At 33.6% G+C, this 16,447-nt stretch carries 15 protein-coding genes and 1 pseudogene; 6 read left to right on the top strand and 10 right to left on the bottom strand.

Going from position 1 to position 16,447, the window contains the following annotated elements; translation table 11 throughout:
• The first annotated feature begins 535 nt into the window (after positions 1-535).
• Genes AB1410_03285 through AB1410_03275 form a run of 3 tightly spaced genes read left to right on the top strand, consistent with a single transcriptional unit; the run spans position 536 to position 3,983 of the window.
• On the top strand, positions 536-1,384 hold the full coding sequence (locus AB1410_03285; GenBank protein ID MEW6455723.1) for a hypothetical protein: 849 nt from the start codon (positions 536-538) through the stop codon (positions 1,382-1,384).
• On the top strand, positions 1,381-2,619 hold the full coding sequence (locus tag AB1410_03280; GenBank protein ID MEW6455722.1) for an ABC transporter permease subunit: 1,239 nt from the start codon (positions 1,381-1,383) through the stop codon (positions 2,617-2,619). The genes AB1410_03285 and AB1410_03280 overlap by 4 nt, the downstream gene beginning before the upstream one ends.
• Before the next feature lie 11 nt (positions 2,620-2,630).
• Positions 2,631-3,983 carry an ABC transporter permease subunit gene (locus AB1410_03275; GenBank protein ID MEW6455721.1) on the top strand — a complete coding sequence of 451 codons (1,353 nt, stop codon included), beginning with the start codon at positions 2,631-2,633 and terminating at the stop codon, positions 3,981-3,983.
• 41 nt (positions 3,984-4,024) lie between these two features.
• Here AB1410_03275 and AB1410_03270 read toward each other — a convergent pair whose 3' ends face one another.
• On the bottom strand, positions 4,025-4,189 hold the full coding sequence (locus tag AB1410_03270; GenBank protein ID MEW6455720.1) for a hypothetical protein: 165 nt from the start codon (positions 4,187-4,189) through the stop codon (positions 4,025-4,027).
• 86 nt (positions 4,190-4,275) lie between these two features.
• On the opposite strand from AB1410_03270, the gene AB1410_03265 reads away from it, so the two are divergent.
• Together AB1410_03265 and AB1410_03260 are read left to right on the top strand one after the other, a co-directional pair.
• The gene (locus AB1410_03265) at positions 4,276-5,358 is read left to right on the top strand and encodes a YCF48-related protein (protein MEW6455719.1); all 1,083 of its coding nucleotides are present in this window, start codon (positions 4,276-4,278) and stop codon (positions 5,356-5,358) included.
• A gap of 42 nt (positions 5,359-5,400) precedes the next feature.
• Positions 5,401-6,462 carry an NHL repeat-containing protein gene (locus tag AB1410_03260; GenBank protein ID MEW6455718.1) on the top strand — a complete coding sequence of 354 codons (1,062 nt, stop codon included), beginning with the start codon at positions 5,401-5,403 and terminating at the stop codon, positions 6,460-6,462.
• A 634-nt stretch (positions 6,463-7,096) separates the two neighbouring features.
• On the opposite strand, the pseudogene AB1410_03255 reads toward AB1410_03260, so the two are convergent.
• The 4 genes and pseudogenes from AB1410_03255 to AB1410_03240 all read right to left on the bottom strand — a co-directional run bounded on the left by AB1410_03255 (position 7,097) and on the right by AB1410_03240 (position 11,547).
• A pseudogene (locus AB1410_03255) lies at positions 7,097-7,171 on the bottom strand (hypothetical protein).
• Positions 7,172-7,214: 43 nt separating this feature from the next.
• Complete coding sequence (locus tag AB1410_03250; GenBank protein ID MEW6455717.1) at positions 7,215-7,532, bottom strand: cation diffusion facilitator family transporter; 318 nt, start codon at positions 7,530-7,532, stop codon at positions 7,215-7,217.
• A 52-nt stretch (positions 7,533-7,584) separates the two neighbouring features.
• On the bottom strand, positions 7,585-9,573 hold the full coding sequence (locus AB1410_03245; protein MEW6455716.1) for a S9 family peptidase: 1,989 nt from the start codon (positions 9,571-9,573) through the stop codon (positions 7,585-7,587).
• An 18-nt stretch (positions 9,574-9,591) separates the two neighbouring features.
• Positions 9,592-11,547, bottom strand: coding sequence for a S9 family peptidase (locus tag AB1410_03240; GenBank protein MEW6455715.1), 1,956 nt, complete (start codon positions 11,545-11,547; stop codon positions 9,592-9,594).
• Positions 11,548-11,751: 204 nt separating this feature from the next.
• On the opposite strand from AB1410_03240, the gene panD reads away from it, so the two are divergent.
• Entirely contained in the window at positions 11,752-12,099 is a 348-nt protein-coding gene (gene panD / locus AB1410_03235) for an aspartate 1-decarboxylase (protein MEW6455714.1), read from the top strand.
• Between the two features lie 167 nt (positions 12,100-12,266).
• Here panD and panC read toward each other — a convergent pair whose 3' ends face one another.
• From panC to AB1410_03210, 5 genes are all read right to left on the bottom strand, one after another.
• Positions 12,267-13,136 carry a pantoate--beta-alanine ligase gene (gene panC, locus AB1410_03230; GenBank protein MEW6455713.1) on the bottom strand — a complete coding sequence of 290 codons (870 nt, stop codon included), beginning with the start codon at positions 13,134-13,136 and terminating at the stop codon, positions 12,267-12,269.
• Positions 13,115-13,987, bottom strand: coding sequence for a 3-methyl-2-oxobutanoate hydroxymethyltransferase (gene panB, locus AB1410_03225; protein ID MEW6455712.1), 873 nt, complete (start codon positions 13,985-13,987; stop codon positions 13,115-13,117). The genes panC and panB overlap by 22 nt, the downstream gene beginning before the upstream one ends.
• 21 nt (positions 13,988-14,008) lie before the next feature.
• Positions 14,009-14,638: a deoxynucleoside kinase gene (locus tag AB1410_03220; protein MEW6455711.1), complete on the bottom strand. Its 630-nt coding sequence runs from the start codon at positions 14,636-14,638 to the stop codon at positions 14,009-14,011.
• 83 nt (positions 14,639-14,721) lie between these two features.
• The gene (locus AB1410_03215) at positions 14,722-15,816 is read right to left on the bottom strand and encodes an inositol-3-phosphate synthase (GenBank protein ID MEW6455710.1); all 1,095 of its coding nucleotides are present in this window, start codon (positions 15,814-15,816) and stop codon (positions 14,722-14,724) included.
• Positions 15,804-16,433 (bottom strand): CDP-alcohol phosphatidyltransferase family protein, encoded by a 630-nt coding sequence (locus AB1410_03210; GenBank protein ID MEW6455709.1) that lies wholly within the window; start codon positions 16,431-16,433, stop codon positions 15,804-15,806. The genes AB1410_03215 and AB1410_03210 overlap by 13 nt, the downstream gene beginning before the upstream one ends.
• Positions 16,434-16,447 lie beyond the last annotated feature (14 nt).

Raw genomic sequence — 16,447 nt, 5'->3', positions numbered from 1 at the left:
TTGTAGGGCAGGGCTTTAGTCGTGCTTGTTAGGTGATATAAAGCAAACTTAAAGGCTTGCCCTCCAATAGGTTGCAATAAACCTTGCGTAATTCGGGTTCAATTAATTCTTTTCCTCACCATGAAGTCATTCTTTTTTCAGGATAGATTGAATTTCATATTTTAGTTGATTTAAAGTGATTAGTAAATGGGAAATTTAAGATTAGAATGGATAATAAAGCCTTTACAGAAAACAATCTACAGATCCAATACTTTTTTAATATATCTCTCAGTATTTGATTTCCTAAACTGATTGAGAAATTAATTTGACAAATTAAATTCTAACTGCTTAAATAGAAAGCCTCAAAGGGGCGCATTATATCAACATTTAACCCTTTAACTTATACTTGCAATCTCATGAGAAAAGGTTTCTTCTTGCAAGACATATATTTATTGAATAAAGATTTGATGATGCTTCTGTTTTTTGCTATTTTATCATTTTCTATGGCTCTTATATCCTCAAAGAGACTTTCATTATGAAAGATGAGAGGCGGAAAATGAAATATCTTAAGACTTTATTAATGATTTTATTTTTAATACTTATTATTTCATGTTCCCAGAATTCCACTGAAACCAATCACAGGGAAAAGGAAGCATCCGAACAAATACTCTCAAGAATAATTAAAAAGATTGAGAAAAAGGAAGCATTGGAGATAGTTAAGCTTTCATTGAAGGCAAAAGGGATTGATAAGCTTGATAGATTTAAAGATTTAACCATTTACTATTACCGAGAGATTCCTAAATCACCCGATGGTTCTAAGAAGATTAATTTAACGCTATTTTATAAATTTCCCGATAAAATCAGAATGGATACTGAGGTATATTTTGTTGCGAAAAATACAAAAGCCTTAGTAAGCGAGGTTTATGATGGGGTTTCATCTTGGATGAGTGAAAATAATATCATCAAGGATGTTTCAGAGGGAAAAGAAAAAGAACTGAAAGGATTGGCTTCTATTTCGAGTTTAAAGGGACCCTTATATCTTCTTTCAATAGGAGAATATGAATTTGACGAAGCATACGAAGAAAAAAATGAAGGAAGATATTATGTGATTAAGATGCATTCGAAAGGGGGAGAGAAAAGGAATTTTAACATCTACATTGATACCAATTCATATCTCCCAATAATAGAGGAAGTAGCTGTACCAAAGTTGATGGGGTTTACCGAAGTAAGGTTGAAAAATTATATATTAAATTATATTAATCTTGAAGGGTTTATGCTACAGGGCAAGACGAAAAGATCTTCGTCGATTGGACCTTTTAAGGAAGAGATGGAGACCATAGTAATAAAAGTAGAGGTGAATACAAACCTGAGTGATTCTTTATTCCAAAAGCCGAAAAGTAAGTGATAAAACATATCCTGAAAAAGGAAATTATTGAGGATCTCTTAAGCTTTAGATTTCAATTTTGTATGCTCATATTGACAGGTATTGTAATCAGTTCAATCTATATAGGAGTAGATGACTACAAAGCTCGCCTATTAAATTATCAAACTCATATTTCATCACATTCCAGTTCTGAAATAATCGTCTCTCCAGAGCCCCTGAGCATATTTGTCTCCGGTGTAGATAAAAACATATCTCGCCTTTATGACCTTAGCTACGGTTTTTTGATCCAAGTAGGCTCTCGTAAAGAGAAGGTAAATTTATTGTTATCCCTCTTCACAACCCCTGATTTATTATTTGTGATCAAGCTTTTCACGAGTCTTATTGCTATCGTACTCTCTTTTGATGCAATTTGTCGAGAAAAAGAGAACGGCACCCTAAAGATGGCTCTTTGCAATAAAGTACCGAGAATCTCCTTTATACTGGCGAAGTTTTTAGGAAAAATAATCATAATCCTTTTCCCATTTAATTTTTTGGTTCTTCTTTCAGCTGTTTTATTAAATTTAGGTGGGATTCTCACAATAGGAAGTGAGGAGTTGATAAGGTTATTATTGTTTATTTTAGCTTCAAATATCTATATACTTATTTTCCTGGCCTTAGGTCTTTTCATATCCTCTCTTTTCCACTCTTCAGCACAGAGCATGTCCATTGTCCTATTGATATGGGCTATTTTCATTTTTGTTACTCCAAATTCTTCAGCTCTGATTGCAAAGGCTTTGGCAAATGTTCCCCCTACTGATAAATTAGAGGAGGAAAAAATAAGGGCTTTTATAAAGACTAAATTTGAAAAAAATAAGGAGCATCCTGGTTTCCTCGGGTATGATGGGTTTTTACAAATACAGGAAAATGTAAGTAGATTAGAGGAAGATTTTAGAATAAAATTGAATTATTATACGAATCTTGCAAGGAATATAGGAAGGATATTCCCTGTAGGAGGTCTTACAGAAGCAACGACCAAAAGCCTGAGAACAAGTATCCAAGATGAGAGAAGATTTAAAAACTTTATTCTGAGATTCAGGGAAAGAAATGCATTAAAATATTTAATAACAGGGAAAACAGAAGATTTCTTTTTTGAAAGGACATCACTTTCCGAAACAATTGGGTATGGTATTATCAATGATTTAATTATCCTAACTATTTATTTTTCTATTTTCTTTACAGGGTTTATTGCATCCTTCAATAAATACGATCTTCGATAGGTTATATCTTTATGATGTTTTGGCATATAGTTAAGAAAGAAGCATTAACCAACATATTAAATCTCAGATTTACAATTGGTGCTATGCTATGTTTTTTAGTAATGATTGTCTCAATGGTAGTTTCAGAAAGGGATTATCAGAACAGATTTCATACTTATAAAGAAAGGACAAAACTTCAAAATCAAGCGTTGGATTCTCACGCTAATATTAATGATATAGGAGGATTAATAATTACCAAGTTAAAATCCCCTTCTGCTCTCAGTATCTTTGCGAAAGGTTTTGATGAAAATATTGAAATAGAGTCATTGGATATGGATTCAATTTCTTTACTTTATCAGAATTTTGATCCATTATTTGTGATTTCAACTCTTCTAAGTTTAATGGCAATCCTTTTTTCTTATGATACCATTTCAACTGAGAAAGAGGGGAGAACATTGCCATTAGTATTATCAAACTCTTTGAGACGCAATACCCTCTTCTTGTCAAAGTGGTTAGGAGGAATGCTCACCATTTCGATTATGATATTCCTTCCCTCTTTCTTAACAGGGCTAATAATATTAGTCTTGGGGACCAAAATAAATTTAGAATCCCAGCACTGGTACGCTATCCTTTTTATTGTGATCTTTTCTATTCTTTATCTAAGCATATTTTATTGCATAGGTGTATTTATATCTATTCTTGCACTGAATTCTTTCCGATCTATATTGATATCCCTTTTTTTCTGGGCATTTTTTATCTTGATATCTCCCACTTTAAGCTCCTATATTAGCACAAAGGTGTACAAAATCTCATCTCCCGATATTATAGACCATCAATTAGCGCAGTTAGAGAAAGAAAGACAAGGTGAGATTCAAAGGGCTCTAAGACCTTACTACATTAGTAATGTCAAAATGCCAGAGTCAGAGATTCACAAGCTTGCGGGAATTGAGAAAATTAAGAAAAAATATAGTAAAAAGAGATCTGAAATAGTTACTAATTATAAAAGGAAAACAAAATATCAGGTCAAAATAACTAAGTGGGTATCATCAATATTATCGCCGATACCTTCGTTTATTTACCTTGTAACAGAAATATCATCCACCGGTTTAGATAGTGTGGAAGAATATAATAAGCAAAAAGACAGTTTCGATAACATTTTTTGGAGCTATGTCAAGAGAAAATATGCAGGACAATTGAGAAAAAATCCGAACTTTAGTGTAAATGATAGATTGGATCTTTCTGATCGTCCATTTTTTACTTTTAAGAATAAAAAGCTTTCAGAGAGAATCTCTTCTAATTATCCTTTTATTTTTATCTTGTTTTTTTACTTCCCACTTTTCTTAATATTATCAAATTTTGTAATTCAAAAGGCTGATGTTAGGTAGCTCTCAATTTTATAAGAGAACCTGCCATTGTAAGATTTTTATTAAGAAGAGATAAGATTTAAAAATGAATTTATCCCAGTTATGTTTGGATTCTTCAGAAAATTGCATATTCCGATGAATCTGGCCACTGATTCCGAACGAAACCGGCCACCTATAGGAGCGAAGCGACGCTGGTTAATCATTTCCCCGTCAATTTTGCCAGGCACTTTCTCTTCTGATTTAGAATGATTTGAAAAAACTGATGAACGATTTAAATTAATTTTTATCTGAGGTATAATCAATCGAGGAGGAGATGAATAGTTTTACCTTGAAGGTTGAATCTTTACTTTTTGCAACCGTTACATCTGTACTACTGATTTCATGTTTCCTACACTGCATGGATGAAAATAAATGGGAGAAAATAGGAGGGCCATTTTTTGGTGTTAATTTGGTAAAAATTCCAAAAGGCTTTAGCGGCATCATTTACGTTACCACTGAAGATGGAATAATTCAGTATCAGGAAAAAGAAAAGAAATTTCAATATTTAATGAAAGAGAAAGGAAAGATACGTGCTTTGGATATTGATCCAACTAACCCTAAAAGAATGCTGGCAGCGTCTTACAATCCAAAGGGACCGCAAAGTACACTCTATCAAACTTTCGATGGTGGACAAACATGGAGCAAAATAGACTATTTTCCCAATCGCGAGTTATCACCCTTTCAACGACTCCTCCTAAAAGAGGAACCGGGCATTTATGATATTGCATTTGATCCAAACAATTCGAAGAGAATTTTTCTCGGTACAGTTCTCGGTTTGTTTGAATCCAGAGATAATGGCAAGGCTTGGTTCAGAACAAATGCCAAAATCGATTATGATGTCTATTATATCGTATTAGATCAAAATCGTCCTGATATAATCTTTGTAGTAACTTCTAAAGGTATTTTGTTTTCTGAAGATTCAGGGAATAAATGGCGGAAAATTCTGTTAGATCATTCTGGAAAGTTTTGTCAAATTAGCCCGTACGATAGCTCTATTTATATTGAGACACTTGATGGCTATCTTTATGTATCTTTAGACAACGGTAAAACATGGGGGAAAAAAACTTTGCCTGATGCCGATGCGATTCGGATGAACTGTCTGATAGTTAATCCAATCAAGCCAAGCACCCTAATTATTGGTGGGTTAAATACCAAAATTATGATTTCTAAGGATCGAGGAGATAATTGGTTGAGCTTTAACGATGGAATGGAAATTGGAAAAGTTATTTCGGTTCTTTATATTGACCCAAACAACCCCCGTAGATTAATTGTTGGAACGGATGGCCGACGAGGTGGAATTCGCATTGGGAAAGAAGAAACTTTTGAGGGGTACCTCTATTCCCGCTGGCTCAATTAAGAGCGAAAATATCATAGAGCCTTGTAAATGGAGGTCTCTGAAGTGAAAATTCTTCTATGCTTATTGATTATCTTGCTAATAAACAGTTGCAGCAATAAATCAAAAGAATCACTTCCTCACGTAGTTACAAATACAAAAAAAGGTTTATGGGAAAAAGACTCGAGAAAGAAAGTCGAATTAAATCAAATCTGGGCAATTGGCGGCCTAAAGGAAACGGATCAATCAAAGATTTTCTTCGAACCAAAAGCTTTAGCATTGGATAGCTTAAAAAATATTTATGTGCTCGATTCTGGTAATAATAGAATTCAGAAAATTAATCCAAATGGTCAAGTTATTTTGAGCCTTGGTAGGAAAGGGGAAGGTCCAGGGGAATTTATGAAACCATCTGATATTTTTATTGATGATAATGATAAAATCTATGTAGCAGATACTGGTAATGCACGCATTCAAATTCTATCCCTCACTGGTGAGTTCATTTTAAGTTTTAAAGTAAGGAAGAATGTATCCAGTATTGTGGTAGATAAAGAGGGTAATATTTTTGCGTCAGTGACTAAGCCTGATACTGCTTTGATTTATAAATATACGCAGACCGGTGAATTGCTGACTTCGTTTGGCCAAATAAAAAAGTATGAAAATTTTCTATTGCAAAACGCTTTGAATAAGAATGTGATAACAATTGATTCAGAACAATACATTTACGTTACCTATTTTTATAGAAACTTGGTGCAAAAATATGATACGCAGGGTACTTTATTATTGGAATTTAGCCGAAAGAGGCCATACAGTGCCAAATATACTTGGAGGTGGGAGTGGGAGGAAGAAGAGAGCGGAACGGGGCATGGAGGATTTTTTGCCGAAAGCTTTGAAACTTTAGACATTTTCGCATATGATGGAATAATATACATATTATTGGGCAATAATTATTTACTGGAGGATGCAAAAAGTAGTACAATTGAAAGGTACACCAATGATGGCATCTATCTCGATAGTTTTGATGTACCAGGTATTTTTTGGAGCTTTTTATTAGATGAAGAATCCTTATATATCCTTGATTTTGCCAGGACGATGGATCTATGCAAGTATTCGATTTCCCTAAAGAAATGAACCTAAAATAATATAATAAAATCTGCTAAAGATAATTTTTACTTATTCTTGGGCATCTGCCGATGCTGGATATTAAGCCTTTTTATGGATTCCCTGATGTCAGTGACATATTGCTGAGCCTTATGGATTTTCTGACCCATTCGCTTGCTTTGAGCACGTTTTCTTGCAACATTAAATTTCTCAGCTAGAAAACGCTCAAGCTGTTGTAACTCTTTCTCTAACTGATTCTTCATACGGTGTTTTCCTTTCTGACCGGATTTGTCACCATGATAACCTCAGAACTCTCCTCCGCTAAGTAACTCAAAAGGGAATCCAGATGATATTCGAAGTTAACGGTGTCAGGTTTGACTTTTGACTTTATATTTAGGAGTTTAAAATTTTAGAATATTTGTTATCGCATTTAAAAAAATATTGAAAGCTTAAATCAAAACAGTAAAGTCATAAGTTAAGCCTGACACCGAGACAGGATATAAATATTAAACTCATGAGTTATCCTTTTATGGAGTATGGGATTATAAAAGGAAAGATAAGATCAATATCCGAATTTCCAATGGATGGAAGATATGCAATAAAAAAAGAATAAGTTTGCTCCATATCGGTCAATCGGTACATAACCTATCTCATCAACAATTAAAAGTCTCATCTGGGAGTAAAACTTCAGTCTACTTTCAAGGCATCTTTCTTCATTTGCTTTTGCAAGGTCATTTATTAAAGATGCTGCTGAGACAAAGAGCGTCTCATTGACCTGTTTTTTATGTATAAGAATTGACGATTAAACCAGCTAATAACACTATTAATATAATTCCTATAAAAAGGGAAACTAATGAGTCAACTTTTCCGTGTCCATAATGATGAGCCTCATCCCTTGGCTTTGATGAGACTTTCAACCCAAAAAGCACAATTACATCTGCGATTAAATCAGAGGTTGAGTGAAAAGCATCTGCGATCATTGCTTTACTTGTTCCGAATATTCCTGCAATAAACTTAAAAATGATAAGGATTATGTTTAAAGCTATTCCGATGATTGTAATCTTCTTAGCATCGTTATCTGTTGATATTTTTTTATTCATTATGGCTCTTTGTCAGGGCTTATCGTTTAAAATTTAAAAATCTCCTATTTTTCTATTCTTTTTTATCTAAAATCCACCTATTGAACCAATCAACATTTCTTTTCATCGAGTCCTTTATTAATTTAGGTTCTTGAATTCCATGGGGCTGTCTCGGATAAGAAACAAATTCAGTGGGAACGCCAAGTTTTTTTAATGCGAGATAGAATTCCTGGCCCTGAGAGTAGGGCACTCGGATGTCCTTTTCTCCGTGTTGAATTAGCGTAGGAGTTTTTACATTTTTGACATAATGTAATGCAGAATGTTTTTCATATTCTTTGAAATTTTCCCACGGTTTGCCTCCGAAATAGTCTTCCATAAAATCAGGAATGTCTGTTAATCCATACATACTTATTGTATGAGTGACTCCAGCACCTACTGAAGCAGCTTTAAACCTGTTTGTCTGGGTAATAACCCAGGATGTCATAAATCCACCGTAGCTCCATCCCATGATTCCTAATTTATCAGGGTTAGCAATGCCGATTTTAACAAGATAATCTATGCCGCTCATAATGTCATTATAGTCTCCATACCCCCAGTCTTTCCAATTAGCACGTCTAAATTTTTCTCCATAGCCTCCGCTTCCTCTCGGATTTGGCATAAACACAGCATAACCTTCGGCTGTAAAAGTCTGAATTGGATAGGCACCTCTTCTTGGAGCAAAAAGATTGCTGAAAACACCTGCAGGTCCTCCATGCACAATTGTGAGAAGAGGATATTTAGTGTCTTTTTTATAGTTTAGCGGCTTTACGAGAAGTCCTTCCATTTCCATTCCATCTTTAGCTTTCCATTTCACAATTTCTGTCAATGCTATCTCAAACTCTTTAAGTTCTGGATTAACTTCTGTTAATTTTTCCGGGGATAATTCTTTCAATTCTGATACATGCAAATCAGGAGGAATCATTGGGGTCTGGAAAATGAAAGCCATTCTTAAAAAATCCTCAGAAAAAGAGAAATTACTGTAAAAGCCATCTCCTTTGGTTATCTGAATAGGATTTTCATCTTTTAGGGAAATCTTAAAAAGATGATGATTCATTCTTTGATAAGCGATAAAAAATATTTCTTTATTGTTTGGGTGCCACCAGAAAGCATTTACTTCTTCGTCGAATTTCTTTGAGATATTTTTAGGAATGCCTCCTTTTGAGTTAACTACTGCTAAAAAGTTATTTCCAATCCAGGTATACTTTCCATCTGTGGTTATGAAAGCAATCTGTTCTCCGTCAGGAGAATATTTCGGAGAGGTATCGATTCCAGGTCTTTTTATAAATTCTTTTACTTCGCCTCCCTCAATAGAAATTTTAAATAAATCAGAATTCATCGACTCATTTGCTGTCGGAGAAGAGCAGCTTGAAAAAATTATTTCCTTTTCATCCGAAGAAATCGAAAAGTTCAAAACATTAAAGTTTCCCTCAGTAATTCTTTTTTCCTCTTTTTTCTCTAAATCTATCATCCAGATGTGGTTCATTTTGAGATTTTTATCCACAACATAAGCGTCATCCTTTTCTTTCTGTTTTTTCTCTTCCTCTTCTATTAAAGGGTCCTGAGCTATGAATGCAATTTTATTGGATTCTGGAAACCACTGGAATGAATTAATTCCTGTTTTATGAGAGGTTAGCTTGTAAGGCTCTCCTCCGGTAGGGTTTATTATCCATATTTGAGATTTTTCTTCTCTATCTGATAAAAATGCTATTAATTTACTATCAGGAGAAAATCGAGGAGAGTAATCTCTTTTTGGAGATCTTGTGATTTGCACTATCTCTCTTTCTTTGATTCTAACCATCCATACATCAGAGTCAAAAACATTTTCTTTGAAATCAGGTTTTGAAATTACATACAGAATAGAATTTCCATCAGGAGACATCGATACATCTGATATTGATTTTATTTTTAAGATATCATCAAGCGTTAATGGTTTTTTCTCTCCAGATTGAGAATCGAATGAAGAAAAAAGTATAAATGTTAAAATCACAAAAGAGTTGATGATTGTTTTAAATGTATTTTTCATTAAAACCTCCTAAAAATTTTATTTTTTTAATATCCATTTTTCAAACCATTCCAATTCCTTTTTCATTTTAAAGATTTGATGTTTTGGCTCTCTAAGTCCACGGGGCTCTCTCGGAAAAATTACAAATTCCACAGGCACTCCATTCTTCAAAAGCCCCATGTATAACTCTTGGCCTTGGGGAGTTGGGATTCTTTCGTCTTTTTCTCCAAACAAGATTAAAGTTGGAGTTTTTACATTTTTTATGTAAGTTAAAGGGGAATATTTTATGTAATGGTCTAAATTATTCCATGGCTTATCAAGAAGATACTGTTCCCTTGTGTATTGAATATCAGTCTGACTGTAAAGGGAGACCCAGTTAGCAACGCCGGCTCCGGAAGAAGCTGCTTTGAATTTATAAGGAAAATGAGTTATCAACCAGTTTGTCATGTGTCCTCCCGCACTCCATCCCATAACTCCTATTTTAGCTTCGTCAGCAATTCCCTTACTTATGAGATGGTCAATTCCAGTTATTATGTCGTCTATACTTTTATCAAAATATTTCCCTTCTATCTCCCTCATAAAATCATCGCCATACCCTGTTGAGCCTCTGTAATTTGGCTGGAATATTGTAAAGCCTTTTCCAGTTAGAACATTTACATATGTGGACCAACTTGATGAGAAAGAATTGAGATATGCTGAGGCAGGGCCACCATGAAGTTGAACGATTAAAGGATATTTTTTACCTTCCTCATAATCATGGGGAAGGACTAATAAACCCTCAATTTCTTTTTTATCCTTACTTTTCCATTTAACAGTTTTGTAAATTCCAAGATTGAAATCTTTGATGGAGGCATTTAAATCAGTAAGTTTCTTGGGGTTGAAGTGTTCTACATTAGAAATAAAAACTTCGCCAGGATTTTCAGGATCTTGAAGGATAAAAGTTAGGACCTCTCCGTTTACATAGTTGATTGATGAAATTACATGATTTCCTTTAGAAAATTCAGTAATTGTATTGCCTGTAAGGGAAAATGAGTAGAGGTTTTGGTTTACTCCTTCATGGGCCACAAAAATTATGTTGCCTTTATTCTTATTAAGGATAAATGATAAGATATCGCCGGAAAAGTTTTTTGTTAGGCACTTTGGTAACCGTGTGCTCAATTCTAATGAAAATATTTTTCCCTGGCCAGGATATTTCAGAAATTCATTACTGTTTGCCAAGAAATAGAGGTATTGATTATTATCATCCCAAACTAAGTTAAATTCTGAAGTTTTATTATCTGTTATCTTTTCAGGTTTTTCTCCATCAATTGGAATGATATAGATTTCTGTTTCGAGAGTATCGGCAACTTTTGGAGTTGGAGAAGCGGTAAAGGCAATTTTTGAATCATCAGGAGAGATTTCAAATGAATTTACATTAAAATTTCCATCTGTTATTTTCTTTGTTTCTTTCGATTCTATATTGATTTTCCACAAATGGTTATTCTTTAAGTCCTTATCCACAATGATTGCGTCGTCTTTTTCTTTTTTCCTCTTTTCCTCCTCTTCTGTTGGAGGGTCTGGAGCTCGATAGATTATGTAATTACCATCCGTAGTCCAGGCAAATGAGGTAATCCCTGTTTTTGAATCTGTGAGTTTAAATGGTTCTCCTCCCTTTAAAGAAAAAAGAAAAATCTGGTTTTTCTCCTCTCTATCAGATAAAAATGCTAAATATTTCAAGTCAGGTGAAAATCTTGGATAGAAATCATTTTTTAGGTCATAAGTTAATCTTATGATCTGGATATTTTCTAAATTAATTAAATACAGATCTGAATTGTATTCATTTTTATCCATGAGGACTTCGCGGACTTCAAAAACAATAAATTTTCCTTCTCGAGAAATTCTTGGGTTTGATACACTCTTTATTTTTAATACATCCTCAATTTCCATTGGTTTTTTATCTGAAAACAGAGGAAAGATTAAAATAAGCGCAAATAAAAGATTAATAAATTTTTTCATCTCTTCCCCTCCCTGGAAATGTTTAGATTTGTAATTTCGAAGGCTATTATTATTGAATTCATTTTGTTTCGTAACAAAAAAATTCTATTTTAGAAAATAAGCCTCGTCAAGGTGTAAGATAAAGGGGGATGTAGTAGAGTTGTTTTATTAATTTAAATAATGTAAAATTTTATATAATATAATTTCACTTTAAAGGAAATAGGAATGCTAAAAATAATGCTTAAATCTAAAATACACCTTGGTACTGTTACTGAGACGAATCTTTATTACGAGGGTTCCATAACACTCGACAAAGAATTGATGGAAAAGGCTAATCTTCTTCCCTATGAACAGGTTGAGATTTATAATGTTAACAATGGACAGAGGTTTACAACTTACGTAATTGAAGGGAAAAAGGGAAGTAGGACCATCTGTTTGAATGGAGCCGCTGCTCGATTGGCTTCTCCTGGAGACAGGGTCATAATAGCTTCTTATGCAATCTTAAACGAAAACGATGCAAAAAAAATCTCTCCTGTTATAGTGTCTCTTAATGATCGTAATGAAGTTATTTAGTTATAAAAAATTAATTTACAATACTAATACGAACACACTAATATTTGTTACGCCTTACTCGTTTTCCCCCTCACCTCAATCCTCTCCCCTCAGGGGAGAGGGAGGGGTGAGGGGGCAGGAATGCATCAGAATTAAATGCGTTTATATTAAATTTTTGAGAAGTCCAATCAGATTATAAATTTAAAAAAACGCCCTTTCTTTTTTACCATCATATTATCAATCAATCTTGTTTTTCCTATGTAAACTGCAAGGGCAATCAGGAAATTGTGATTTATTTCTTCCAAAGGCTCTAATTTATCATTAACTATCTCAATGTAGTCAATTCTCGTATGAGGGGAGGAAAGAATTATCTTTTCCATTTCTGAAATTACCTCAGAGCAGTTTCTAACTCCTTTTTTTATTAATTCCTTTGCTTTTAAAAGGCTATTATAAAGAACCACTGCCGAGACCCTCTCTTCCTCGTTTAGGTAAGTATTTCTTGAACTCAGTGCTAACCCATCTTTTTCTCTTACAATAGGAAGAACCTCAATTTTTATGTCTAAATTGAGGTCTTTTACCATTTTTTTTATTACCAATGCCTGCTGGGCATCTTTTTGTCCGAAGAATGCAATATCCGGAGTAATTATGTGGAATAGTTTCAGGACAATTGTTGCTACTCCTCTAAAATGCCCTTTCCTTGATTTACCGCACAGTTTATCCTGATATTCAGTGACCTCAACATATGTTTTATAATCCTCAAAATACATTTCTTCTACCGATGGCGAGAAAAGTAAATCAACTTTTTCTCTTTCAAGAATAGTTTTATCTCTGTTTATATCTCTTGGGTATTGGCTAAAGTCTTCTGATGGGCCGAACTGGGTAGGATTTACAAAGATGGAAACTACAGTAACATCAGATCTTTTCTTTGAGGCTCTTATAAGGCTAATATGACCATCATGAAGGTATCCCATCGTAGGTACGAATCCAATTGTTCTTCTTTTATTTTTTTCAAACTGAATCCTCTTCTTTATCTCTTTTATCTTTTTGTATGTTTCCATAGATTTATCTTCATCAATTTTTCTTTTATTTCTTCTTTCAGGTGATAAGATTCTGAATCTCCGGGAAATTTTCCATTTTTTACATCTTCTGAATAATCTCTTATTGCTTTTGAAATTAATTCCTGAAGATTAAGGTATTTTCTCACAAATTTCGGAAGATAACCTGGCGAAAGTCCAACCAGGTCATGAAAGACAAGAATCTGTCCATCACAGTAAGGTCCTGCTCCTATACCGATTGTGGGAATTTTTAATTTTTTAGTTATTATCTCTGCTAATTCCAATGGGATAGATTCAAGAACAATTGAAAATACTCCAGCTTCTTCAAGAATTAGAGCATCTTCTACAAGAATTTTTGCATCATCGAATTCTTTTCCCTGCACTTTGTATCCACCAAATTTGTGGATGGATTGGGGAGTCAAGCCTAAATGTCCCATGACTGGGATCTCAGCGTCGAGCATAGCCTTTATCACAGGGACTCTTTTTTTACCCCCTTCTATCTTTACTCCTTCAGCTCCTGCTTTTATAAATCTTGTTGCATTCTTAACTGAGTCTTCAATTTTTATATGAAAGGAAGGATAAGGCATATCTGCTATCAAAAGTGAATTTTTTATTCCTCTTGCCACTGCCTTAGTATGGTGGAGCATCTCTTCCATTGAAACAGGGATTGTGCTGCTGTAACCAAGGATGACATTCCCTACTGAATCACCAACGAGTATAATATCAATTTCGCTTTCATCCAGGAGTTTTGCTGTAGGATAATCATAAGCTGTTAAACAAACAATTTTTTCTCCTTTTTTCTTTTTTTCGATTATACACGGTACGGTTATTTTCTCTGAGTTTATTTTTTCCATTTTTATTAATTATAACATTTCTTATTTTGGGACATAAATTTTTACTCCGCCTTTAATTTCTTCTATTGCTGATTTAATTCCCTGGATATCTAAATTTTTATCTTCATCTATGTTTATTTCATCAGTGTTTATTATCAATAGAGGAGAGATAGTATAATGGAAGAAAAAATAATTAAAGGCTTCGTTTATATCCCTGAGATATTGTTCGGATATGTATCTTTCATACTGGTTTCTACTCTTTCTGATTCTTTTAATTAAATTCTCATCGGAGATTTGCAAGTATATCACTAAATCAGGCTTGGGAACCCTTTTGCAAAATATATCAAATATTTTATTGTATATTTCCAGCTCGTTATCCGATAAAATCTGATAAGCGTAAATTTTATCCTTTTCAAAAATGTAGTCACACACAATGGTTCGTTCAAAAAGTCTTTGTTGAAAAAGTTCGGTTAGCTGATTGTATCTATTGATAAGAAATACAAGTTGAGTTAGCAAGGCTACATTTTCCTTTCCCTTGTAAAATTCTTTAAGAAAAGGATTGTCAACTATGTCGTGTATTACACCTCCATCAAATTCATTGGCAAGAATATTTGCAAGCTTAAATTTCCCTGTCTTCATAGGTCCTTCTATAGCGATATATGAAAATTTCATTTTTTAAAATTAATGTATATCATTTTTTATAAATAAAAAAACAATATTTTTTAAAGGAAAAAGAGAAGTATTTTGTTTCAAATTTATGATGACTTTTTACTGTATTTATTGATGAATTCTTCTGTTAATTTTCTTGCTTCCTGGTCATCATATTGAACAGGAGGAGATTTCATTAAATAAGCTGATGGTCCCTCAAGAACTCCAGCTATGCCATTATCCAACGCAAGTTTTAGAATACGGATCGCATCTATTACAATTCCTGCTGAATTTGGAGAATCCTCTACTGAGAGCTTACATTCGAGAGTCATGGGAACATCTCCAAAATGTCTTCCTTCGATTCTTAAATAGCATATTTTATTATCCTTAAGCCATGGAATATAGTCGCTTGGACTTATGTGCAGGTTTTCTTCATCGAACTTTATCTTTCGAGCTTTAAATTGTGAAAGGACAGCATTGGTTTTTGACTTCTTTTTTGAAGTTAATCTTTCCCTTTCAAGCATATTTAAAAAATCTAAATTCCCTCCAAAATTGATTTGATAGGTCCTGTCAATAATCATACCTCTATCCATAAATAGATTTACAAGGGTTCTGTGAAGTATTGTAGCTCCCAATTGACTTTTGATATCGTCTCCAATTAAGGGAAGCCCCTTATCTTTAAATTTTTTCTGCCATTCCTTATTGCTTGCTATGAATACAGGAATTGCATTAATCATTCCACAGTCAGCTTCAAGAATTTTTTCTGCATACCATTTTGTTGCTTTCTCGCTCCCTACAGGAATAAAATTTATTACAACCTCAGCCTTGCTTTCTTTTAATATTTCTGTGATATTTTCGGTTTTTCCAGAGGCTTCTTCGACTACCTCTTTTAAGTACTTTCCGATACTGTCCAAGACAATTCCTTTTCTAACTTTTACATTCAATTTAGGTACTTCTGAGAATTTCTTGGTATTATTGGGTGGAGAAAAAATTGCCTTACTTAAATCTTTTCCCACCTTGGATTTATCAACATCAAAAGCAGCTACGAATTCTATGTCTTTAACATAATAGCCTCCTATATTGGTATGCATTAGCCCAGGTATATAAACATCTTTTTCCACTTTTTTGTAATATTCAACACCTTGCACCAGAGAAGAAGCACAATTTCCAACACCTATTATTGCAACTTTTATTTTTCCCATTGCTCCTCCTTTCTATTCAGAGTTTCTATCCTCTCTTTTTTATATACTAAAATTAACCTCTGAACCGCAGTTAAATGAGTTGTGAATGTGATAATATACAGAAAAATTTTCAAGACATCAATTCCTAAAATTGAACAAACACTGAGGAGAATTATTCTCTCAGCTCTTTTGAAAAATCCTCCGCTGATCGGTATTCCGGCACCTTCAGCCCTTGCTTTGACATAGCTGACCATGATTGATCCGGTTAAGGCAAGGAATGTTAAAAAGGAATATAAATTTTCAGATCTTTTTATAAAAAAAAGGATTAATCCTGTAAAGATAATAATTTCACTGTATCTATCAAGCGTGGAATCAAAAACCGACCCAAATTTTGATTCTTTTTTTAATAATTTTGCTACCTGACCATCTAAAATGTCGGTAAAAGAAGCCAATAATACAATAAGCCCTGCAATTTGCACATATCCTTTTGAATATAGATATCCTCCTAAAATATTTATGGGAATCCCTGAGATTGTAATTATATTTGGGTTTATTTTTTTTAATGCAATCAATTTTGAAAGAAGATTAAAAACACTTAAAACTTTATTTGCTACTCCTTTTGGAATTAGATTCTCCATTTAAGAAAATAAGA

It is taken from the genome of Acidobacteriota bacterium (genome assembly GCA_040756905.1).
Taxonomy (GTDB): Bacteria; Acidobacteriota; Aminicenantia; order JBFLYD01; family JBFLYD01; genus JBFLYD01.
This window is presented reverse-complemented; position numbering and strand designations above follow the sequence as displayed.